At 56.5% G+C, this 22,028-nt stretch carries 14 protein-coding genes; 8 read left to right on the forward strand and 6 right to left on the reverse strand.

Annotated elements, in window-relative coordinates:
- The first annotated feature begins 77 nt into the window (after nucleotides 1–77).
- Together IIA05_02400 and IIA05_02405 are read left to right on the forward strand one after the other, a co-directional pair.
- A complete protein-coding gene (locus IIA05_02400) occupies nucleotides 78–2,465 on the forward strand; it encodes a tetratricopeptide repeat protein (GenBank protein MCH9025950.1) in 2,388 nt (795 codons plus the stop codon).
- A 70-nt stretch (nucleotides 2,466–2,535) separates the two neighbouring features.
- On the forward strand, nucleotides 2,536–2,961 hold the full coding sequence (locus IIA05_02405) for a hypothetical protein (GenBank protein MCH9025951.1): 426 nt from the start codon (nucleotides 2,536–2,538) through the stop codon (nucleotides 2,959–2,961).
- Between the two features lie 24 nt (nucleotides 2,962–2,985).
- Here the strand turns inward: IIA05_02405 and IIA05_02410 are convergent, their stop codons facing one another.
- Nucleotides 2,986–4,593, reverse strand: a complete 1,608-nt coding sequence (locus IIA05_02410; GenBank protein MCH9025952.1) for a thioredoxin family protein — start codon at nucleotides 4,591–4,593, stop codon at nucleotides 2,986–2,988.
- A 270-nt stretch (nucleotides 4,594–4,863) separates the two neighbouring features.
- Between IIA05_02410 and IIA05_02415 the strand changes: the two genes are divergently transcribed.
- Nucleotides 4,864–6,021 carry a DUF819 family protein gene (locus tag IIA05_02415; protein ID MCH9025953.1) on the forward strand — a complete coding sequence of 386 codons (1,158 nt, stop codon included), beginning with the start codon at nucleotides 4,864–4,866 and terminating at the stop codon, nucleotides 6,019–6,021.
- Nucleotides 6,022–6,030: 9 nt separating this feature from the next.
- Complete coding sequence (locus IIA05_02420) at nucleotides 6,031–6,960, forward strand: rhomboid family intramembrane serine protease (protein MCH9025954.1); 930 nt, start codon at nucleotides 6,031–6,033, stop codon at nucleotides 6,958–6,960.
- Here IIA05_02420 and IIA05_02425 read toward each other — a convergent pair.
- From IIA05_02425 to IIA05_02440, 4 genes are all read right to left on the reverse strand, one after another.
- Nucleotides 6,933–8,792: a hypothetical protein gene (locus IIA05_02425; GenBank protein ID MCH9025955.1), complete on the reverse strand. Its 1,860-nt coding sequence runs from the start codon at nucleotides 8,790–8,792 to the stop codon at nucleotides 6,933–6,935. The two genes, IIA05_02420 and IIA05_02425, sit on opposite strands and share 28 nt — an antisense overlap.
- A gap of 194 nt (nucleotides 8,793–8,986) precedes the next feature.
- Entirely contained in the window at nucleotides 8,987–10,102 is a 1,116-nt protein-coding gene (locus IIA05_02430) for a mechanosensitive ion channel family protein (protein MCH9025956.1), read from the reverse strand.
- Nucleotides 10,089–11,441: an aspartyl/asparaginyl beta-hydroxylase domain-containing protein gene (locus tag IIA05_02435; protein MCH9025957.1), complete on the reverse strand. Its 1,353-nt coding sequence runs from the start codon at nucleotides 11,439–11,441 to the stop codon at nucleotides 10,089–10,091. Before IIA05_02435 ends, IIA05_02430 begins: the two co-directional genes overlap by 14 nt.
- Before the next feature lie 40 nt (nucleotides 11,442–11,481).
- Nucleotides 11,482–12,138, reverse strand: coding sequence for a hypothetical protein (locus IIA05_02440; protein ID MCH9025958.1), 657 nt, complete (start codon nucleotides 12,136–12,138; stop codon nucleotides 11,482–11,484).
- A gap of 184 nt (nucleotides 12,139–12,322) precedes the next feature.
- On the opposite strand from IIA05_02440, the gene IIA05_02445 reads away from it, so the two are divergent.
- Nucleotides 12,323–14,128, forward strand: a complete 1,806-nt coding sequence (locus IIA05_02445) for a DUF885 domain-containing protein (protein MCH9025959.1) — start codon at nucleotides 12,323–12,325, stop codon at nucleotides 14,126–14,128.
- A 173-nt stretch (nucleotides 14,129–14,301) separates the two neighbouring features.
- Complete coding sequence (locus IIA05_02450; protein MCH9025960.1) at nucleotides 14,302–16,704, forward strand: prolyl oligopeptidase family serine peptidase; 2,403 nt, start codon at nucleotides 14,302–14,304, stop codon at nucleotides 16,702–16,704.
- A 92-nt stretch (nucleotides 16,705–16,796) separates the two neighbouring features.
- On the opposite strand, the gene IIA05_02455 is transcribed toward IIA05_02450, so the two are convergent.
- Nucleotides 16,797–18,263: a DUF4382 domain-containing protein gene (locus IIA05_02455; protein MCH9025961.1), complete on the reverse strand. Its 1,467-nt coding sequence runs from the start codon at nucleotides 18,261–18,263 to the stop codon at nucleotides 16,797–16,799.
- Nucleotides 18,264–18,442: 179 nt separating this feature from the next.
- On the opposite strand from IIA05_02455, the gene IIA05_02460 reads away from it, so the two are divergent.
- A complete protein-coding gene (locus tag IIA05_02460; protein ID MCH9025962.1) occupies nucleotides 18,443–19,882 on the forward strand; it encodes an aminotransferase class V-fold PLP-dependent enzyme in 1,440 nt (479 codons plus the stop codon).
- Nucleotides 19,883–19,927: 45 nt separating this feature from the next.
- Nucleotides 19,928–22,024 (forward strand): phosphatidylserine/phosphatidylglycerophosphate/cardiolipin synthase family protein, encoded by a 2,097-nt coding sequence (locus IIA05_02465; protein MCH9025963.1) that lies wholly within the window; start codon nucleotides 19,928–19,930, stop codon nucleotides 22,022–22,024.
- Nucleotides 22,025–22,028 lie beyond the last annotated feature (4 nt).

Consider the following 22,028-nt stretch of genomic DNA (forward strand, 5'->3'; position numbering starts at 1 on the left):
CTGCATCCACTGCTGTCGCCCGCAAGTCGCTGGGTTAACTGCTATGCTTAAATATCTGAGCGTGCAGGATCAAAAACGTGCGGAACTCATTATTGCACGGATTTTATCTGGGTGATTTGCTGGTCGAACCACTGAAAGGGCGAGTGACAGGCCAGGGCCCTCCCCGACATTTGCCATCAAAGGCATCTGAAGTGTTACTGAATCTTGCCAGCCGGTCGGGCGAACTGTATACGCGCCAGGAATTGCTCGACAAAGTCTGGGGCGACGGCCGCGGCAGCGATGAAGCGCTGGGTCATGCGATTAGCGAATTGCGGCATGCGCTGGATGACCATCCGGACGATCCGAAATATATTCAGACGGTCCCGACCCGTGGTTACCGGCTGGTTGCCGATGTCCGGGTGGCGAACGCATTGCCGAATGATGCCGCCGGTGCGGAGTTTCTCGAGATTCCCGGCGCCGGTCGCAATTTTCCCTTGTTCAATTCTTTGTTGCGCAGGGGTGTAGTCAGGGCGGGGCTCACCTATCTTGTCATCGGCTGGTTGTTGCTGCAGGTTGCCGATGTGGTCGTTGACAGGATACCGTGGCTGCCGACGTGGTCGGCGACCTTTATGATCTACATGGTGGTTGGCGGGCTTCCCATCGCGCTCCTGCTGACTTGGTTCCTGGAGTTTGCTGAAGGTCGCTGGACCATCGATAAGGGGGCCGGGCAGTACCCCGATAAGAAGTCTTTCAATCAAAGTTACATCATTTTGCTGGTTTCTGTAGTCATTGCCGGCGCATTGCTCTCCGCTTACCAGTTGTTTGTCAAGCCTCTGCCATTCGTACAATCGCAAGCTGAATTCAGACTGGCCCCGGTCGCCGAGATACCGGTTGAGCCTCATACGATTGCGGTCCTGCCGTTTCTGAATATCGACGGTAGTGATGACGGGCGCGTATTCAGCGAAGGGCTGGCCGAGGATGTGCTTGACCGTCTTGCCCGCATCCCGGGCCTCAGGGTTTCGTCACGCGGTGATGCATGGTCGCTGGCGGCCAACTCCACATCGCAGGAGGTGCGCTCACGGCTAAAGGTCGCGCATTTCCTGGAAGGCAGCGTCCGCGTAGTCGAGGATCGGCTGCGGGTTGTCGTTCAGTTGATCAATTCGGAAACCGGGTTTCACCTGTTTTCGAGGCGCTTCGATCGCAGGCTGAACGAATGGTTTGAAGTTCAGGATGAAATCACGCGACTGACGGTAGCCAACCTGCGGGTAGCCTTGCCGTCGCAAACGCTGGAGCTGTCCGCATCCTTGTCTTACGACGATAATCTTGACGCCTACGCACTTTACAGGCGAGGCATGCGAGCTTTTTACCAGCCGAAAAGCAGGCAGAGCATCGCCGAAGCCCTGGATTGGTTTGCACAGGCGCTGGTGGAAGACCCGGAATATGCGGCGGCCTACGCGGGTCTTTGCAAAACCTATACAGCCGGTTACCTGGCGATCGATGAGTCGGCTTTTATCGCCAAAGCCGAAACAGCCTGTGCAAACGCGCTGGCCATTAACCCGAATCTGTATGTGGTGTACGAGGCATTGGGGGATCTTTACCACCAGACCGGAAAGGACGCGGAGGCGGAATCCAGCTATCGCAGGGCGCTGTCTATAAACGAAAAAGATGTTCCTGCGCTTATCGGGCTGGGCAGGGTTTACTCCCGGATACAGCGGCTCGACGAAGCGGAAGCGTATTTTCTAAAGGCTGTGGCCCTGCAGCCGGGGAACTGGTCCAGTTACAACGCTCATGGCGGCTTCCTCTACCACAACGGCAGGTACACCGATGCGGCGAGACAATATCGGAAAATCGTGTCTTTGGACTCGAAAAACTCGACTGGCTACACCAACCTGGGTACAGCCCTGATGCTGTCCGGCGATTTTCCTCAGGCCATCGCAGCGTTTACCCAGGCGCTGGAGATCGGGCCGCATCGCACAACCTATTCCAACCTGGGGCTGCAGTATTACTATCTGCATCGGTATGAGGAGGCAGTTTCCGCTCACCAGGAGGCGGTTCGTTTGGCGCCGGATAATCACCTGGTCTGGGCAAATCTGGGTGACGCCTGGTATTTCGCGGAGGGCCAGCGCAATGCAACCAGCGCTTTTGGCAAAGCCGAGGAATTGGTCGATCAGCGATTGAGCGTCAATCCCAATGATCCGTCGGTACTTATGGATGCTGCCTGGATAAAGACAATGCTGGGCAAGCCGAATGAAGCGAATGAACTGACAGCTGCCGCTGTGGCAATAATGCCGTCCAATCCTTACCTTGTGTTCGCAAGAGCGCTGATCAATCTCAGGCAGAATCGAGTATCCGCAGCGCTGGCAGACCTGGAAACAGCGGTGGCAATGGGCTACTCAGTCAAAATAATTGCTGCCGAGCCCTATTTGGAGTCGTTGCGAATTGAACCACGGTTTACGGCTCTGCTCAAAAGTTCGGAGAAAAATTAGTCGTAAGAAACGAGCGGCGCACAGCCGGGCTTACCCGGGTAAACACAAGTACCGCTCAAGGAGGCACATAATGAACAGAATAGCCATTTTGATCGCCGCGCTTTTGCTGGTGCTGAGTGGGTGCGGTAAGAACGACGGGTCGAGACCGGGGTTTCAATATCCGCCCCCAACAGAAAAACAATGTCTGCACGCGTTTGCGACCATTAATACAATGGCCCCGAAAATACAGGTCCACCCGGAAACTGTAGTCGTACAAATGGAATGTAAATTAATACTTCAAATTGTGCCGCCACGGAAGATAATGGGTGATGTCACAATTAAGCATGAGGATTCCCCAAATGCCGCCCCAAGTAACTGGCTCGACAAAACAAATGACGGCAGCACAGACCTCATCCTGATCGACGTTCCAAAAAATGCCGCAGAAGGCATACACAAATACTCAGTTTCTATTCCTGGCTTCGAAAAACTGGATCCGCGTGCAGATGTAATTCCCTGATAGAGGACGCGGACTAGCGGAGGCTCAGGCTTCGTCCAGAAAGGAATCGCAGGTGGCGCGCGACTCATCGATTTCAGGAATCGACGAGCAAATGGCTTGCATTTTCATGCGAATCAGCCGAATGCTGTTGTCGTTCGCGCCATCTGCATTCCACTCGCGGAATTTCGAATCGAGCTTGACCAGTCGTTTCTTGGTACGCTGATAAAAAGCGTTCCCGTGCCCATCGAGTTCATCAAGAACACGGATGGTTTCTTCTTCTATCAGGCTGATATCGGTCGGCACCAGATCAAGCAGGCCGACCAGGTAATTAAATCCCCACTGGAATCGTGTGGCGGAACCGCTTGACTCGTCATAGGCCCGCCGTAGCCAGTCGACCGCTTCGTCTGTCCGGCCTGCGCGCTCGGCGAGTTCCGCCAGATCGAGCATAAAGTAGTACGGCGAATGCGATTTTTGGAGTTCACGAGTGAGCAACTCAGTTGCTTTTTCATCCATACCCGCTTCGGACAGGATATTCCAGGCCGCGTTAATGACCGCCTGGCGCTCAAAAGGGTTGGTCACCTGCGCGTCGGCCCAGTCGACATGATTGGCGATCTGCTGTTGGAATTCGGGCGACAGCGGTTTGTCGGGGTCATCTGCCCGCGCCATCCGGATGCGGCCGCGACTGGTATACAGTCTTTCCATTACTGAAATCCCTGGATCGGCCGCGACGATTTTCAGGGCCTGGCCCCACAGACCGAGCAGCGAGGCGCGGCGGGGACTTTCTGAGGCTGTAAATGCCCGCGCCATCTCGCCGGATGAAAAAAGGACGAATTCGAGATTGGCAAGGACCAATTTCCTTTCCCCCAGCAGGGTGCGGAGTGTTTTCAATGCTTCATTTTTCAGATTTTCACTTGGCGTGAATGGTTGGTCGTCGTCAGCAATAGCTTCGGCAATCGCGGACAGGTATTCAGTGTCGATTCGGCTGCAAATTTCGGTCAGCGGTTGCGGACAGATTGAAGACAAGGTTTCGAACAGTTCGAGTTTGTTTTTGCCGGCCAGTACTCTCTCGTTGTCCTGCCCCCAGCTGTAATAAGCCAGCAGACGGTATTCTTTTTCGTTTAACGCCGGCCCATGCCCGGTAACGCGGTCGATGAGTCTTGCCACTGGTTGAATATTGCTCAGGGCCAGGTCCAGTACGCTGTTATAACGCTGGATATCGATGCCGCCGGGAATGCGAGTCACTTCCACGCCTTGCGGTGAAAATATAATCATCGTTGGGTAGCCCATGACGCCGAATCCCTCGCCGATGCGTTGGGCGTTGACGGTATCGCCATCCAGATAGACTGGAACAAACAACGAAGATTTCGCAACAAACTCCTGACGATTAAAGATAGTGGCCTTGATCTGGTTGCATGGCGGGCACCAGTCCGCACCCCAGTAGAGGAATATCGGCTTGTCTTGTTTTTCGGCCGCGGCAAAAGCTTCCTCGGGAGAACCCTCGAACCACTGGATTTTGCCGACTGTAACCTGGTTCGATGAATTGCCTGCCGCGTCATCCGGCGTTTCCGAGTCGTTGCTGCCGCTGCATCCGGCCAGACCCATCGCCGTTAGGAGGAGCAGGATCGCTGGCAGTGTCATTTGCTTTGGGATCATGGGGTATTCCGGTTTTCAACGATAATGCAAGCAGCTTATTGGATTATTTACGTTTGTAAAGACCAGATCGGCAAGCAATGGTTACATCCAGGCCACTCTTGACATAGGCTGGAGGAAAGCATAGTCGGGGGGCTAGCCTTGGTGAAGTATGCGGGCCAGCAGTTTCCAAGGTATGATCGCTCGCCTTTGCCGATGCATTGACTGTTTATCGAAGACCGGTTTGCCGGCGCCAAATCAAAGGAAGAAAAATCAGCGGGAGCAGGTACAGCTATGATTCAATCACCGATAGGCGTCTTGTTCGCGCTGGTTTCCGTGGCCGCTTTTTTCTTTTATCTGGAAAAAAGCACCGGATGGAAAGTCTTCAACCTGTTTCCGCCGCTGCTTTTTATATATGCCACGCCGGTGCTGTTGAATAACCTTGGCGTCATGCCTGCCGATTCGGTTGTGTACACGGGTATGCGCGATTTTGGCCTGCCGGTTTTTATTACCCTGATGCTGTTGTCGGTTGATATCGGAGCTGCGGTACGGGTGATGGGCAAGGGTGTCCTGGTTATGTTGCTCGGTAGCGTCGGGGTGGTCGTCGGCGGCGTTGTTTCTTTTATGGTCGTACACGGCTGGCTGGCGGAAGATGCCTGGAAGGGGTGGGGTGCACTCGCTGGAAGCTGGATCGGCGGCACCGGTAACATGGCGGCCGTGGCCGGCGCGTTGGACACACCACCCGAGCAACTGGGTCTGGCGGTTCTCGCAGACAATCTCGTTTATGTAGTCTGGTTACCGATCTTGCTGGGGTCCAAGGCATTCGCCGAACGCTTCAACCGCTGGACCAAGGTGTCGGAAAATCGGGTGGCCGAGATGGAAAAGGCGGCCATGGAACTGCACAAAAATGACGCGACACCGGAAATGCGAGACTACCTGTTCCTGGCATTTATCGCCTTTGGCGTCACCTGGCTCGCGGCCTGGATCGCGCCGCTGCTGCCCGAATTCCAACCGGTACTGTCTACATCGACCTGGAATTTGCTGCTGGTCACGACTTTCGCACTGGCCTTGTCCTTTACCGGCGCCAGGAAGATAGCCGGATCGCACAACGTCGCGATGGCAATTATCTATATATTCGTTGCCAGCATGGGTGCGAGAGCATCGATGGAAGGACTCGGGCAAGCGCCGGCGTTTGTCCTCGGCGCCTTTATCTGGATCAGTATTCACGGCGCGTTTTGCCTGGCTGGCGCCTGGCTGTTCCGGGTCGACGTGCACAGCGCGGCAATTGCCTCGGCCGCCAATATAGGGGGCGCCGCTTCGGCGCCAGTCGTTGCCGCATATCACAGGCAGAGCCTTGTGCCGGTCGCGATACTGATGGCCCTGATTGGTTATGCGATCGGAAATTACCTGGCTTTGCTGACTGCCCGCCTGGCTTTTTGGGTCGGCAGTTGAGAGCAGGCCATGAGCTGGCAACAGGAACACCGGCCATTACCCGATGACAGCGACTGGGTCGTAGTGTTCGAATGCCGGTCGGCGGCTGGCTGCCGGGAACTGGCGCTGGTCCTGCAGGCGCAGAATATACACTGCAAAGTATCCGGTGAGTCTCACCGTTTGCTGTTGGTGCCAAGTGCGGATCTCAGCCGGGCGAACGCGGAACTTCTTGCCTACCTCGATGAGGAAAGCAAGCCAGTCCCGACACCGCCCCCGGCGCCAAAGCAGTCCAGCGGCATCGCCGGTGTTGTTGCTTATGTCTCGCTGCTTTTGATGTTCGCCTATTGGCAGAGCCACCAGAGTTTCGGTGTCGACTGGCTGGCCAGTGGACGGATTGATTCCACCGCCGTGTTGTCCGGCCAGTGGTGGCGGAGCGTAACGGCCCTGACCCTGCACCTGGATCTGGCCCACCTGACTGCGAACCTGGTGTTTGGCGCCGCGTTTGGCTATTTTGCGGCACAGCTTTTTGGTAACGGGCTGGCGTGGGCCGGTATTTTGCTTGGTGGTTCGCTCGGAAATTACCTGAATGTCTGGTTGCAAGGGCCGGGTCACCGCTCCATCGGCGCGTCTACCGCTATATTTGCGGCGCTGGGGCTGTTATCCGCGTTCACCTGGAGGCGATGGCGCAGACCCGGTGAAAAACTGCTCAGACGCTGGTCGCCAATACTTGCCGGTATCGCACTGCTTGCCTATACCGGCGCAGGCGGCGAGCGAACCGACGTGTTGGCTCACCTGACAGGCTTTGTCTGCGGTCTGCTGATAGGAGTCGCCTACGGTGCGGCGGGAAAGCGAATCCTGCTGAGTGCAGCGGCGCAAAGGATATTGGTGATGTTGGCTTTGTTTGCCCTGGCGCTGAGCTGGATGCTGGCGATTCAGTCGAATTCGGGGCGCCTGATCTGAACAGTGGCCGCGATCTCACCGCCGCTCTCGCTGCCTGTATCGGGCTGACCGCTTGCGCTGGCTTGCGCCGCTGAAGATTCATCGGTTCTGAACGTATTGGACCTCGGCATGGCGATTGTATTGTCGTCCCGGTCTTGACTGGCCAGTTTGTGAAAGCGATTGCGCAAGTCAACCAACGATTTCTGTACTACCTTCATAGAAAGTTCTTTTTTCGCCAGCTGCCCTTTGAGCTCTGCGATTTGAAGTTGCTGCTCCTTGCCGGCGACCTGGTCTGCCGCCGCCAACTGATCTGCATTCAGCTTGAATGTCTGCGTCTCGTCGCTGGAATCCAAGTGTCCTGATTTGTCTATACCGTCTGTTTTCTGATTGAGAATTTCCGAATGCAGGCTTTCAATCAATTTCTGCTTCTCTTCAAGCTTGGCTTTGTACTGTGAAATCTGGACATCACTCTTTCTGTGCTGGCCGCGCTCCAAGTTATGTTTGTCTATGTCGCCTTGCAACTCTTCGACCAATTTTTGTTGCGCCTTGTTACTGGTTTCCAGGTCCTGGTACCGTCGCGTGGCGTCTTTCACTGCATTCTGTAACTTGTCCAGGTCTTGGCGTTGATTGCCGAGTTTTACCCGCAGTTCTTCATTCTGGATCTGGAAGCGAATGTCGCGAGACTGAATCGCGCTCATGCTCAGCGTGTCCTCACCCGCTGATTCTTCACCGGCTCGGGCTTGTGCCAAACGAGCTTCCGCCATTCGGACTTTGACCTTTATTTCCTCAACGGTTTGTTTTAGCCCGCTGATCTTGGTCCGGGCCTCCGCTTTCTCTTTGAGAAAGAGGTCTGTACCTTTCTTCAGCGCTCTATTATTAAACTCGAGCGATTCGATTTTTTTCCGAAGTTCGATCGCCGTTTGGTCGGCTGTCTGAATCGTGCCCTCCATATTGGAAAGCATGTCAAGTTGCTTGCGGGCGAGCTTAAGTTCGTCGCGAAGCTTCTGTGTTTTCTTTTCATTTACCTCGAACTCGCTGTGGTTGTTTTTCTGCTTGTCGAGTTGCTCGCGCGCCTGTACGAGTTCACCGCGGAGCTCCTGTACCTTTTTCTCGTTGACCCCGAACGCTTTGTTGTCTCTTGCCTGCTTGTCCAGCTGTACACGGGCCTGCTCGAGTTCGCTGTGCAGTTCCTGGACCTTTTTCTCATGGGTATCGAAAGCGCCGTGGTCTCTTAGCTGTTTGTCCAACGAAGACTGCAACTCGTCCAGTTTTCGCTCCAGCGCCTGTCTGTCCGTCCGCCGTTCAATCAGGTCCTTGCGTAGACGGCTTATCTGCTCGGCTTGTTCCCGGGAAAATGTTTTCTCGGTTTCGAGTTCGGCCTTGACCGCATCAGCTACTGCAGTCAATTCCATACCGGAAGAATCAACCGCGTTCCTAGATGTTGTCTCCAGCCGGGATATTTCTTTTACCTTCTTTTTCAGGTCTTTCTGCAATCGTGACGATTCGGCTTTCCAGTCGTCGCGATTTTCCTCGGCGAGCTTGCGATCGTTTTTGTATTTTTTTGCATTGTTTTTCAGGCCATCAATTTTCCCGTTGAGGAAATCGATTTGCTCGTCGGTCGGCAGGTGTTTTACTTGCTTACGCAGTTCTCGGGTCAGTGATTGCTGATCGCTGAGATCGGCCTTGAGCGCGGAGATCAGCGTTTCCCATTCACCAAAGGTACGAGACAGGCGCGACAATGCTTTTCTCGCCGCGCGGCGAACGTCTTCTACAGTCTTTGCTCGTTCCATCCCATCCATACTGGGCCTGTCCTTGGTCAGGTCTGCCGGCGTGTGCCGGCGCAACGGCTTCACCGCCCGTCCCTGGCTGATTGATTATGACAAATATTGTATTAGCCGCGGTCGCAGTGATGCGATGCTTGTCACATTTTTAGCAGTCGGTCGGCATGGGGAAAGGCTTGAAAAACAGCCTGTTTAGCCCTCACGTCAGCAAGACGGGAGCCGCCCGGGCCTGCGCCTGGAAACAGCGATTCCCGGTGAGCAGCGGGTTAGTCCGACTTTCTGTCCGGGAATTCTTTTATATAGAGATCCTGCTTGGCAAACGGAATCTCGATCTGGTGTTTATTGAATTCCTTGTAGATTTGCTGGTGCAACTGGTCCAGGATACGACCGCGAAGCACCGGCTGCTCGACCCACCCCAATAGCTCGAATTCAAGGCCCGATGGGCCGAATCGGCGGAAGCGGACCCGAGCTTCCGGTTTTCGACAAAGATCGGAGCAGTCGTGCGCGATGTCCATCAGCACTTTTCTCACCAGGTCGATATCGCAGCCGTAGGCTGCACTGACCGCGACCCGGATGCGATATTTCTCATGAGGGCCGCCGCTTTCATTGAAAATCTTGCTGTTGCCCATGACCCCGTTGGGGATGGTGATTTCGACGTCGTCCCTGGTCAACAGCCGTGTGCTGCGCATGCCGATGTGCGTTACTTCGCCACGCTCGCCTGAATCCAAGACAATGAAGTCGCCGATCTTGTAAGGCGCATCCACGAGTATGGACATGCCGGCGAAAAAGTTGGCCAACGTGTCCTTGGCGGCAAAGCTCAGGGCCAGCCCGATGATTCCGGCGGACGCCAGCCAGGCCGTGACATTGATATTCCATGCCAGCATAACCATGTAAATCCCGATTGCGACCAAGGCGATGACGGCCAGGTTGATCAGTAGAGGCTGGGTACGTGGCTGAACGATGTTGAACGCATGCTGCTTATTGCCCAGGTACCCGATCAGCATGCGGGCGAATTGCATGAAGAATTGCAGCCAGACGATAATAGCGATGGTCTTGAGTAGGGCCAGCGTCGCGAATGTCGGGGTGGCAGGCATTTTGAGCCACAAGGTGGCGACGCCCAGACCGGTGAGAATAACCGCCAGCCGCAGCGGCCGATGCAGGATCTCGATCAGGCTGTCGTCAAAGGTATTCTTCGTCCGCGATGTCCAGCGCCCGATGACCCGTGACAGGACACGATCAACGATGCGCGACAGTATCCATGACAGCAGGACGATGACCGCGGCTTGGACCAAGCGGTACGGACCCAGTACCGAAAACAAAGGCAGAAGTTTGTCCGACAGGAAGTCCACCAGGGGGTTTCCGCTCGGATCAGTCTGTTCCATTTTCATTCTCCTTAGAGGCTGATTCGCTGCCAGGCTGGCAGCGCCGCAGCCACTCGGCCCGCTTGCGGAAAAACATCTGCAGGCCGTCAATCTCGGCTTGCCGAATATCCGGATGCCATGCTTCGAATATCAGCACGATACGTTCGCAGTCGCCGCGGTTCCAGGCTTCATGCTCGAAGCTGTCATCGAAGGCCAGAATTTTACCGGTTTCCCAGTGCCGGGTTTCTTCGCCAACGCGGATTCCACAGCCGTCCGGAATGATCAGCCCGAGGTGGATGGTCAGTCTAAAATTCATTTGGCCGTAATGGGGAATGATGTGGCCGCCAGGCTGCAACCGTGAAAAGAAGATTTCGGGCATGTAGTTTTCGGCTTCGGGGTAAGGCAGCGATTCCATGACTGCCATCGTTTTTGGGCAGCGCGTGTAATTCTCGGAAATCACGCCGGCCTTGGTCATATGGAAGGATGTCCACACGGGCGAGCCGACCAGCGAGGAAAAGTCAGTGCCCGCCCGGGTCTTGCTGTGGTCCGCGCCTTCCTCGTTGGCCACTATATAAGGGGAAAACTCTGCCTGTTCTTCGAGCAAGGCGTCCAGTTCGCCACGAATATCATCGTAGGCGGCTTCCACCCGCGACACCCAGTCGAATTCCTCGCTTTCGAACCAAGGCGTCGCCTGCATGCCCGGAATCAGGATGAACTCTGGCCGCTGCATCGGGTGGTTGTATTCGGGCTGCTCCTCGCGATACAAGATCCGCATGGCCCGTTCGAACCTGTCGCGCTCCTTCGCCGGGTATTTGCCTGCAAGTTCGTCGAGAATCTGCTGGTTCATCCGCTTGTAATGCTTGTTCAGCGCCCGCAGCGCAGAACCGATTTCCTGCCGGGCCGCCGGGGTCATTTTCGTATTGGTGGCTGCCTGATCCAGCGCCGGCTCGGTCAATACCGCGCGCTGCAGCAGTTCTGCGCCGGCTTCTGTCCGTCCCTTGGCGGTATACAGCATGCCGGCCTTGATCATGGCGGAAACATTCTCCGGATCCAGGCGGGCAGTATGGGCAAAATTGTCAGCAGCCTTCTCGTTCATGCCCAGATGCCGCTGAACGAAGGCCAGCCGATACCGATAGGCGGCTACATTAGGCTCTGCCTCCGTTGCGTCATCCAGCAGGCTCAAGCTGGAGTCGGTATCGCCGCGGCGGAACGCGAGCATTGCGAGCCTGAAGCAAGCCGGGGCAAACGGCGGCTGCGTCGCAGCGAGTTCCTGCAAGCGCTGCTCCGCCTGTCGCTGCCGGCCTTCGCGCAGGTCTTTTTCCGCCGCCGCAAAGGCTTCCTGTACTGATTCGGCGCTCATGGCTCGTGGTATCGGTCCTTGTTCCTCGCGGTAGCAGCGATCAGCAGTCTTCGTCGCTGACCAGGTCCAGGTTAAAAGTAATGCCGACCCTGGGGATGTCGTTTTGTTGCATTTCCACCCAGTGCTCGAGGTAAGACGGAAACATGACGATCAGCCCGGTTTGCGGTTGCACTGAGAACTCCAGGTTGCTGAATATGGTCTGCCCGGTTTGGCCACCTGGCTCGTGCATGCGAAAACCGGCTTTTGGGTCGAGAAAAGAGATTCGGGCAGAGGTCTTGTTTGCTGAAACGTAATAGGTGCCGCTGATCAGGCTGTTCCGGTGACGATGCACTTCGTGGTAGCAGCCCTTGACGGTGATAGTCCCGAACATGGTTATAAGGTTCAGCGGCGGATCCTCGGTCGAAAAGCCGATGCTCCGCGCAAAGCAGCGGCCGTGGCGCAGTATTTGCCCGCCAATCTCGGCGAATTCCGCGTCCTTTTGAATCTGGTTGCGGCTAAAAAAAGAGGTATAGCCGGTCCGGTACTCCTTTTTGCAGATTTCCACACCTTCCGGATCCGAATTCCTCAGCGTTTCGACCTTCTGTACCAGTTCCCGGTTGAATTCCCTGTCGTCGGTCAGGCGATTGATATAGATAGGCACCGGGAAAACCGGGAACATCGCTTTCTTGTTGTTTTCGGGCGTAGAAAATTTTGTCATGGCCTTTTCCCCGGTTATGCCTGGCGGGTGCGTACAGGATAACCCCTGGCTGCCGCGCTGGAAAACATCGTTTTGTCAGATTTGCCCAACGCGCCACCGTATATTGCTGCCTATAGCTCCGCTTCCTGTGATAGTCTGCCGGCCTTTATCCGGGCGCCAGCCATTGCCTGCGAAGGGGACAAACATGAAAATCGCTCGATTTACCAGCCTGTTTTTTGCGTTGATTCTGGCCGCATGTGACGGGACGGGACATGATCAGGATCAAATGACGGCGGAGGCCGTTGCGGATGCGAGTGAGAAAATCGTTCAGCTCAATGAGTTGTACGAGGAATGTTTCGATCGCTCGATGGAGCTGAACCCGATTTACGCGACTTTCATCGGCGACAATCGATACAACGACCGTTTCGCCAACAGCATCGGCCCTGAGCATATCGAAAAAAAATCCGCATTGACGCACGAGTGTCTCGATCGCTTGCTGGTGATCGGTTCCGACGGGCTGAGCGGTCAGGATTTGCTCAGTTTCCAGATTTTCCAGCGCAACCAGGAAGAAAACCTGGCCGGCGAGAAATTCCCGGGGGAGCTAATGCCGTTGAACCAGTTCAGGAGCACGCCGAATTTCTTCGCGCAAATGGGGTCAGGCGCCAGCCTGCACCCGTTCAAGACGGTCAAGGACTACCAGGATTTCCTGGGGCGCATCGACGGTTTTGTAATCTGGATGCACCAGGCACGGGACAACATGCGGGCAGGCATGGAAAAAGGGCTGGTGCAGCCTCGAGTGCTGATGGAAAAGGTCGTGCCGCAACTGGACGCGCACCTGGTAGCCGATATCGAGGAAAGCCTGTTTTACCGGCCAATTCAAAATATGCCGGAATCGTTTAGCGAAAATGAAAAAACGGCATTGACCACGGCGTATCGCAATGCGATTGCAAACAAGTTGATCCCGGTTTACCTCATGCTGCGGGATTTCGTCCGCGACGAGTATCTTCCGGCCACCCGCGAGAGCGTCGGCTTGAAAGACTTGCCCGGTGGTGATGCATGGTATGCGTATCTCATTGCGACCACGACGACCACCGATCTGTCGGCGCAAGCCATTCATGAGATTGGTCTTGCCGAGGTCGAGCGTATTCATGGCTCGATGCAAGCGGTCATGGATGAAGTCGGCTTCGACGGCACGCTCAAGGAATTTTTCGAGTTCCTGAATTCCGACCCGCAGTTTTATTATGACGAGCGGGATCAGCTCATCGATGGCTACAAGGCGCTGCGCGAGGAAGTGCACGCAAAGGCGCTCAAGATTTTTGATCGCCTGCCAAAAGCGGACTACGAGATTCGTGCGGTCGAGCCGTTTCGCGAAAAGACTGCCTCGGGCGGTTCCTACATGAGGCCATCGCCAGACGGCTCCCGCCCCGGCGTTTTTTATGCGAATGCCTACGATCTGAAGGCGCGGCCGAAATGGGCCATGCAATCGCTGTTCCTGCATGAGGCGATTCCGGGCCATCATTTTCAGGGCGCGCTGACACTGGAAATCGAGGATATGCCGCGTTTCAGGAAATTTGGCGGTTACACGGCTTACAGCGAAGGCTGGGGCCTGTACGCCGAGTCACTGGGCAAGGAAATCGGCATGTACGCGGATCCCTACCAGTATTTCGGGGCGCTCAATGCAGAGCTGTGGCGGGCGATTCGCCTGGTGGTCGATACCGGCCTGCATTACCTGGGCTGGACCCGGCAGCAGGTGCTGGATTTCATGTATGCCAATTCGGCAACGAATGAGGCGAAAGCCGTTGCCGAGGCCGAACGCTATATTGCCATTCCGAGCCAGGCGCTGGCCTATAAGATCGGTCAGCTCAAGATATCCGAGTTGCGCGCCCGTGCTGAATCCGCGCTGGGCGAGCGATTCGATATCAAGGCTTTCCATCGGCAAGTGCTGGAAGACGGCCCGCTGCCGCTGAGTGTGCTCGATGCCAAGATCGATCGCTGGATCGCCAGCCACTGAGCCACCGATGGTTTGACAGGGCGGCGCATGCCGCCCTTTTTTTGCCTCCCGGCCGGTGAAATATGCGGGCTCGCGTGCCTGTGCCGGCGCCTGATCACGGCTGGTGGCCTTGCCACTTGCGGCGGTGGGTTCGCTGAATTTATGCTGCTGCCCGGGCGCAGACGGAGAGAGTGATGAAAGTACGTTTTGCTTTGTTGACCGCGTTAGCCTGGCTTGCCTGCAGCGCAGCGATTGCCGGACCCGCCCTCGAGCAGATCATGGCGGACCCCGACTGGATCGGCAACCAGCCCGAAGGAGCTTACTGGAACGATTCCGGCGAGTCGGTTTTCTATAGCCAGAAACGCCGCGGCGAACGAATCCGCGACTGGTACCGTGTTTCGGTGGACGGCGGCGAGATCCAGGAGCCCGACGCCCGGGGTCTGACTGCGAGTTCGAATGCCAGCCGCGTTTACAACGGTGATCGTACCCGGGTGAGCTGGATTCACGCAGGCGATGTCTGGATTCGTGACCTGCCGGCAGGGGAGTCGCGGCAGCTGACCGCGACCGCAGACCCGGAAAGCGCACCGGTATTCATGGCCGACGGCAACCGGCTTGCCTGGGTTGGCGATGGCGCCTATCGGGTCCACGATTTCGATACCGGGTTGACTCGCCAGCTTGCCGATATCCGGTTGGAGAAAAGCCCCGGGGACGATCCGGAGTTTGACATGCTGCGCGAGCAGCAGATGCGGACCTACGAGACGCTTCGCGAGGACAGGCGCCTGGCCGATTCCCTGGAGAAACACGAGGAGGAGGTACATCGGGCGGATGCCAGCCGCACGCCGCTGCCGATCTACCTGGGCTCGGATCTGCGTGAAGTCACGCGCAGCCTGTCGCCATCGGGTCGTTACCTGATGCTGGTCGTCGAGAACGAAAAAGACGAGCCAGGACAAAGCGGGAAAATGCCCAACTATGTGACCGAGAGCGGTTACACAGAGATTCGCGATACCCGACCGAGGGTAAATCGCAACCCGCCGGCCGGCCAGGATATATTGCTGGTCGATTTGGGAGAAGGGTCGTTTGAAAAGCTGGACCTGGGCGTATTGCCGGGGATCAAAAAGGACCCACTGAGAAAAATCCGCAAGGCCGCGATCGAATGGCATGTCGAGCGCGGGGCCGATAAAGAGCAAGTCGAAGAAAAACTCAAGGCGCCGGATCAACGCACGCTGACGGTCCTCGAGATTAGCTGGAATGCCAACGGTAGCCAGGTCTTGCTGCAAATGGCGGCCAACGACAACAAGGATCGCTGGATAGCGACTGTCGATTTCGAAAATTCCGCCCTGGTGCCGCAGCACCGGCTGACCGACGGCGCCTGGATAAACTGGGACAACAATGAGCATGGCTGGATGCCTGATGGCGAAACCTTCTGGTACTTATCCGAGGAATCCGGCTATTCGCATCTTTTTCTCAAATCCATCGACCAGAAAAAATCCCGGCAATTGACCCGCGGTTCATTCGTCGTGACCGAACCCGAAGTCGACGCATCCGGTATGAGCTTTTATGTTCGAGCCAATCGCACTCACCCCGGTAACTACGAGATCTACAAGGTGCCGGCTGCTGGCGGCGAGTTGGCGCAGATAAGCGCGCTAGGCGGTGTGAACGGTTTTAGTTTGTCGCCCGACGGGCAACGCCTGCTGATCACGCACTCATCCTTGGACCGCCACCCAGACTTGTTCGTGCAGGATGCCGAGGCGGGCGCCGACCCGTTGCGGCTGACCGACACAGTTTCTGCGCAATACAAGGCTATCGACTGGGTCATACCCGAGATCGTCGAAGTGCCATCGAGCCACGTGGACCGGCCTGTCTATTCGAAGCTTTACCTGCCCGTCGATTACGATCCGGCCAGGCAATACCCGGCCGTGATGTTCGTGCACGGCGCTGGATACACTCAGAATGCGCACATGGGCTGGCCATATTATTTTCGCGAATTCATGTTTCACACACTGTTGACGCAAAACGGCTATATCGTCATCGATATGGATTACCGCGCATCCAAAGGTTATGGGCGCGAGTGGCGAACGGCCATCTATCGCAACATGGGGCATCCGGAGCTCGAGGATTTTATCGATGGCGTGGATTTTCTGGTGGAAAACTACAATGTGGACCGCGGCCGGGTCGGTATCTACGGGGGCTCGTATGGCGGGTTCATGACCTTCATGGCGCTGTTCCGCGCGCCCGAACTTTTCGCCGCGGGCGCCGCGCTCAGGCCCGTCGTTGACTGGCGGCATTACAACCATGGCTATACGTCGCGCATGCTCAACACGCCCGAGATCGACCCGATGGCTTTCGAGCGCAGCTCGCCGATCGAGTTCGCCGAGGGTTTGCGGAAACCACTGCTGATCGCCGCGGGCATGCAGGACGACAACGTTTTTTTCCAGGATTCGGTCATGCTGGTGCAGCGTCTGATCGAACTGCAAAAGGAAGATTTTGAAATCGCGATTTATCCGCTGGACCCGCACAGCTTCGTGCATGCGGATTCCTGGCTGGACGAGTACCGCCGCGTATTCAAATTGATGGAGCGACACCTGAAACCGGATTGATTTCCAGCCGGGTTTCAGCAGATGCAAAGGCGCCGGTGACCGCATGAGCGGGCACCGGCGCGTGTCTGAGAGGCTGGCTCCTCGGCGCTGGTTTATTCGCTGTCGCTTTCCGCGTTAAAAGCGACCAGGGTCCCGGCCGCCAGGCAGCCGCTTGCCAGGAACTCGCCATAGGCGTGGATACCCAGGCCGGTCTGCAGGTCTGCCAGCTCAACGCGTTCAATGGTCTGGGTATTTTCGTCTAAATTTCGAGTGATCAACAGAATGCGCGTTTCACCGGTGGTCACGATACAACGATCACCGATCTCGCTACTGATAACCAGGCTGCCACTTGCCAGGTCGATATTCAAAATAATGCCTTTGAGGCGGTCGATAACATCGGCCGTGCGTTTCAGGATCACCAGTGCCGACTTGACCAGGGCTGGCGAGCCGGGGGACAGGCTGATCACGCCATCGACCAGGCCACGATATTCCGCTCGAATCTCGCTGGCATCCAGCTCCACTCCATCGAGTGCGAAGATGCGCGTTCCTGCCTGTAGTTGAACCTGGACTGCCGATCCGGGCGTGAATCCCTGGTTAGGGGCGAGCAGGAAGCCAAACTGGCCGGTGGCAGGATCGACCCCGGTTGCGGTGATTCCACGCAGGTGGGCGAATGTGCCACGGCGGCCGAGTTCTATCGTGACCGTGTCCAGTGCGATGTGCCGGCGGGTATCGGCATCGTCGCCGGCGATCACGCCGGCAAAAGGCGCCGGGAATCCGATTGCCGTTAGTTCCTGCCCGCGAGTCAACTGTTCGAACCTGGCTGGGTCGCCCTGCTGATCGAAGATCCCGGTGTTTTCAGACGCCCGGACCACGATGCAATGACCAAAATTCAGATCGTCGTCGCTATGGTCCGCATCGGCAATGACATGCCTGGGGCAAAGCACGAAGCGCTGATTGTCACTATCGAGACGGACGATCAGGCCGTGAACGCGGGCGAGTTTGCCGAGACGCGTAAAGCGATCGATGCGTATGAAAATTACCGGGCGAACGGTCACTTCACCGTTTGTCGTCGACACGGTAATCGATTTTTCCGCATCAAAATCCAGTTCGATATGCAGCAGGCCGTCAGCGAGGACCTGGATCGGTTCGCTTGGGAAAAGGTCGATACGACCATCGACCGGCAGTGGTGGAGTGATCCTGACGGCGATATCGCCGTTCTCGTCATACTCGATCAGCTCGAGATCGGTCAGAATCATACGGATTCTTCCGTACTGGCCTGCCGGCACATCCTCGATGGCGATTATGTCGGCGACGTTGCCCAGGCTCAGCAGATTGATGGTCACGGGATCCGACAAGACACTGACCGGACCATCCGGCCCGATCAACAAGATTGCGGCGATGCTTGCGTTTACCTCATCGAAACGAAAATCCGGGGCATCGGTCAGCGAAATCGCAACAGTCCCGATTTGCGCTGATAGAGGCGGCTGGTTCGCTGTACTGGTATCGTCGACCTCGCCACAGGCGGCCAACATGGCGGCCAGCAACACACTGGTGAGGATTTTGAGTTGAAAATGACGCATGAGATCTTCCTTTTTCTACCTGGGCGGTTCGCCAATCGGACTTGCGACGGCTGGCCGCTATTGAGCGGGTTTATGGATTTAACGCAGAGTTGCGCCCATGGTTGACCTCGGGCGGATAAAAAAAGGACATCTGCCGTCTGCTTGCTGACAAAAGCTGGAAATTGAATGGGGGCGTACGCTTGCTCGATGAACTGGCAAAACTCGAAGAAACCGCACGACGGCTCGAACCGGATCAGGAGCAGCGCGCCGCGCTGAACCGTGATGTCGAGGCGTATGCCAACCAATTCCTGAACGCTTTACCCGGCCTGAAGACTTATGTGGCGGACGACCCGTCGACGACGCCGCAGCCACCCGCCATTGCGGACGAACCGGCCGGGCTTGCAAAGGCGCTCGCCTACCTGTCATCCGCTGTCGACCGGACCGGGATCAACCCGGCCTCCGGTGGCCACATCGGTTATATACCGGGTGGCGGGGTATACACGGCCGCCCTGGGCGATTACCTGGCCGATGTCTTCAATCGTTACGCTGGGATACTGTTTGCAGGCCCCGGTGCGGTGCGCCTGGAAAAAAGCCTGTTACGCTGGATGGGCTCGCTGATCGGTTTTCCGGAAGGGGCGGCCGGCGACCTGACATCGGGTGGCAGCATGGCCAACCTCACCGGTATTGTCGCCGGCCGGGAGGCGCACGAGGTGAGGGCCGCCGATATACCGCGGACCGTGGTTTATCTCAGTGAGCAGGCACATCATTCGGTAGAAAAAGCGCTGCGGGTAGCCGGACTCGGCGAGTGCGTGTTGCGTTTTCTGGAAATGGATGAGCGCTACCGGATCAGGCCGGAAGCGCTGGCGGCGGCGATAGAGACCGACCGGGCGGGTGCGTTGATTCCGTGGCTGGTCGTCGCCTCGGCTGGCACCACCGATGTCGGCGCCGTGGACCCGCTCGATGCCCTGGCCGATATTTGCCAGCAGCAGCACCTGTGGTTGCATATCGATGCCGCCTATGGGGGTTTCTTCGTACTTTGCGACGCGGCAAAGGAATTGCTCGGCGGCATGTCACGCGCGGATTCGGTGGTCATGGATCCGCACAAGGGATTGTTTCTTCCCTATGGCAGCGGCGCGGTGCTGGTGCGCGATCAGGCCGCCATGCACAGGGCTTTTAATTACCAGGCCCATTACATGCAGGATGCCACCCTGGATGTCGCGATGATGTCACCCGCCGATCTGTCGCCCGAGCTGAGCCGGCCGTTTCGGGGTCTGCGCCTGTGGCTGCCGCTGATGATCCACGGCCTCGCGCCGTTTCGCGCCGCACTGGACGAAAAACTGCTGCTGGCCAAATATTTCCACGAGGAAATCCAGAAAGTGGCTGGTTTTGCAGCGGGACCGGAGCCGCAATTGAGTGTGGCGACCTATCGCTATGTTCCAAAAAGCGGCGACGCCGACCGGTTCAACAAGCAACTGGTCGACGAAGTAAAAAAAGACGGCCGGGTTTTTATCTCCTCAACCCGCATTAATGGCCGGTTCGTCCTGCGCGCTGCAATACTGAATTTCCGCACCCACCGCGACACGGTAGATCTGACGATAGAAATCCTGGCCGATGCGGCGATGCGGCTGGCAAAAACCTAACCCGGCTTAATCATGAATAGTCCGGGCTGGTGGCAGGGGGTATCGATGACACGACAATATCGGTCATTAAAAATCATCGGTTTGCTTGCTCTGGTCTGTTTGCTGTCCGCGTGTGCAGCACGACCCGATTATCATGGCACGGTGCCTGAGGAAGCGCGACTCGATCTGGAAGCCAACCTCGGACTGGTGCGCGTCTGGGAGCATCTGGACATCGTCAGTGCAGCGGTACGCGATGACAGTTTGTTGCTCCATCTGAAACTCGATGGCAGGCCTTTTCACGGTCAGGCCACTCCTTCTACGCAGTTCGATATCAATATTCACACAGACTGGTTGCCGGTATTTTTTATCGAGGAAATCAGCCGGGAGAGTGTAGACGAAGAAAATAACGGCGAAACCAGCATTCCGGTGTTCGACGAGGTTCAGTGGCAGGAAATTTCCCGGCGAGTCGTCGAATCGTTTACACCGAGCCAGCCTTTACAGGGGGTAGTTATTAATTCCCGCGATACCGCGGTATATGCATACCGGAACCACGACGGCAGCATCGTGACCGAGACCGATCGCTCGAAATGGCCGACCGGGATTCCGCTGACCAATGTGCTGCGGCTGGAGAAGCAGGCGGACACCTTGCTTGAAATCATTGGTTCTTATCTCGATGAGACCGGCGTACGCAGCAGCCAGGTGCTGTTCAAGACCGGCGAGCTCGGGCCCCACGCCAGGCCGCTGGTCATCGTCGACCGATCACGCGGCCAGATCGGATTCCTGTCGTTGGAGCCGTTTACCTTTGGCAGCACCCCGACCAGCTTGGTGACCAGCGCCGGCAAGACCGGCTGGCAGATCGTACGCAGTTATTACATCGAACCGTTAAACCGGCCGGTCAGTTTTGTTTCGCGCTTGTTTTTTTTCGTGCTGGATACCGCATGGGACATCACCGAGCAATTATTCATCAACACTTTTTCCTATCGTTCCCTGAAGAATAAACCGATACCGCCGCTCAACGACGGTCCGGGTATGGACCTGGTTGCGTGGGAATCCACTCTCGACAGGATGTTCGGGGCGAAACGCGTCACCGGTATGGCGGAGTTCCTGATCGATGGCGATGAGTTTTTTCCATACTTTATCGATGCGATAAACAAGGCCGAGAAATCGGTCAAGATTCGAACCTATATTTTTGACCGGGATGACTTCGCTCTTGAGATTGCCGACCTGTTGAAAAAACGGTCAGCGGATGTCGAGATCAAGATAACCGTGGACGGCATTGGCAACCAGATGGCGCAAAAGGCAGAGGCCGGAACCACGCCGGCCGGATATCGGGCGCCGCCTGAAATCACGCGCTATCTCAGAGACGGATCCAGGGTTAAAACACGGGTGCTGACCAATCCATGGATGGCCGGCGACCATGTCAAGACTTCGATTATCGATGGCAAGATTGCGTTCATCGGCGGTATGAACATCGGCAGGGAATACCGCTGGGAGTGGCACGACCTGATGCTGAAGCTGACCGGCCCCGTGGTTAACCTGATCGAATACGATTTCGATGGGAAATGGGAGCACTCGTCCATCCTGGGCGATCTCGCGCTGGCCGCGCATTGGATGCGGAAAAAACGCGAATTGCCGGCGCCCGAGGAGTTTGAGATGCGGATATTGCGCACCAAGCCGGCGAAATCCGAGATCTACCGTGCCCAGCGCCAGGCGATACGCAGGGCGCAGAAATACATCTATATCGAGAACGCCTATTTCTCCAGCTCAGCCATTCTCTACGAACTGGTAAAGGCACGCATGCGCGGTGTCGATGTCAGGGTCATCATACCGATGGAAGGCAATCACGGGATCATGAATCTGGCAAACGTCGTGTCTGCCAACACCTTGTTAAAATATGGCGCGCGCGTCTATATTTACCCTGGCATGTCGCATGTCAAGGCGGCCATTTATGACGGCTGGTTGTGCTTTGGCTCAGCCAACATAGACAAAATGAGTTTCCGGGTTCAGCGTGAGATGAACATCGCCAGTTCCGATCCGGAGTTTGCAAGGCTGGCCATCGAAAAAGTATTTGACAAGGATTTCGCGGTAGCGGAAGAATTGACCAGCCCCTTGCCGGAAGACTGGAAAAACACGCTGGCCAGGATAGTCGCCAGCCAGCTTTAATGAT

The organism is Pseudomonadota bacterium, from assembly GCA_022572885.1.
Taxonomy (GTDB): domain Bacteria; phylum Pseudomonadota; class Gammaproteobacteria; order Steroidobacterales; family MnTg04; genus MnTg04.

Excerpts from the sequence above, each read along its gene's own strand:
- IIA05_02405 (MCH9025951.1), top strand. The coding sequence starts at position 2,536 with ATGAACAGAATAGCCATTTTGATCGCCGCGCTTTTGCTGGTGCTGAGT.
- IIA05_02410 (MCH9025952.1), bottom strand. The coding sequence starts at position 4,593 with ATGATCCCAAAGCAAATGACACTGCCAGCGATCCTGCTCCTCCTAACG.
- IIA05_02415 (MCH9025953.1), top strand. The coding sequence starts at position 4,864 with ATGATTCAATCACCGATAGGCGTCTTGTTCGCGCTGGTTTCCGTGGCC.
- IIA05_02420 (MCH9025954.1), top strand. The coding sequence starts at position 6,031 with ATGAGCTGGCAACAGGAACACCGGCCATTACCCGATGACAGCGACTGG.
- IIA05_02430 (MCH9025956.1), bottom strand. The coding sequence starts at position 10,102 with ATGGAACAGACTGATCCGAGCGGAAACCCCCTGGTGGACTTCCTGTCG.
- IIA05_02435 (MCH9025957.1), bottom strand. The coding sequence starts at position 11,441 with ATGAGCGCCGAATCAGTACAGGAAGCCTTTGCGGCGGCGGAAAAAGAC.
- IIA05_02440 (MCH9025958.1), bottom strand. The coding sequence starts at position 12,138 with ATGACAAAATTTTCTACGCCCGAAAACAACAAGAAAGCGATGTTCCCG.
- IIA05_02445 (MCH9025959.1), top strand. The coding sequence starts at position 12,323 with ATGAAAATCGCTCGATTTACCAGCCTGTTTTTTGCGTTGATTCTGGCC.
- IIA05_02450 (MCH9025960.1), top strand. The coding sequence starts at position 14,302 with ATGAAAGTACGTTTTGCTTTGTTGACCGCGTTAGCCTGGCTTGCCTGC.
- IIA05_02455 (MCH9025961.1), bottom strand. The coding sequence starts at position 18,263 with ATGCGTCATTTTCAACTCAAAATCCTCACCAGTGTGTTGCTGGCCGCC.
- IIA05_02465 (MCH9025963.1), top strand. The coding sequence starts at position 19,928 with ATGACACGACAATATCGGTCATTAAAAATCATCGGTTTGCTTGCTCTG.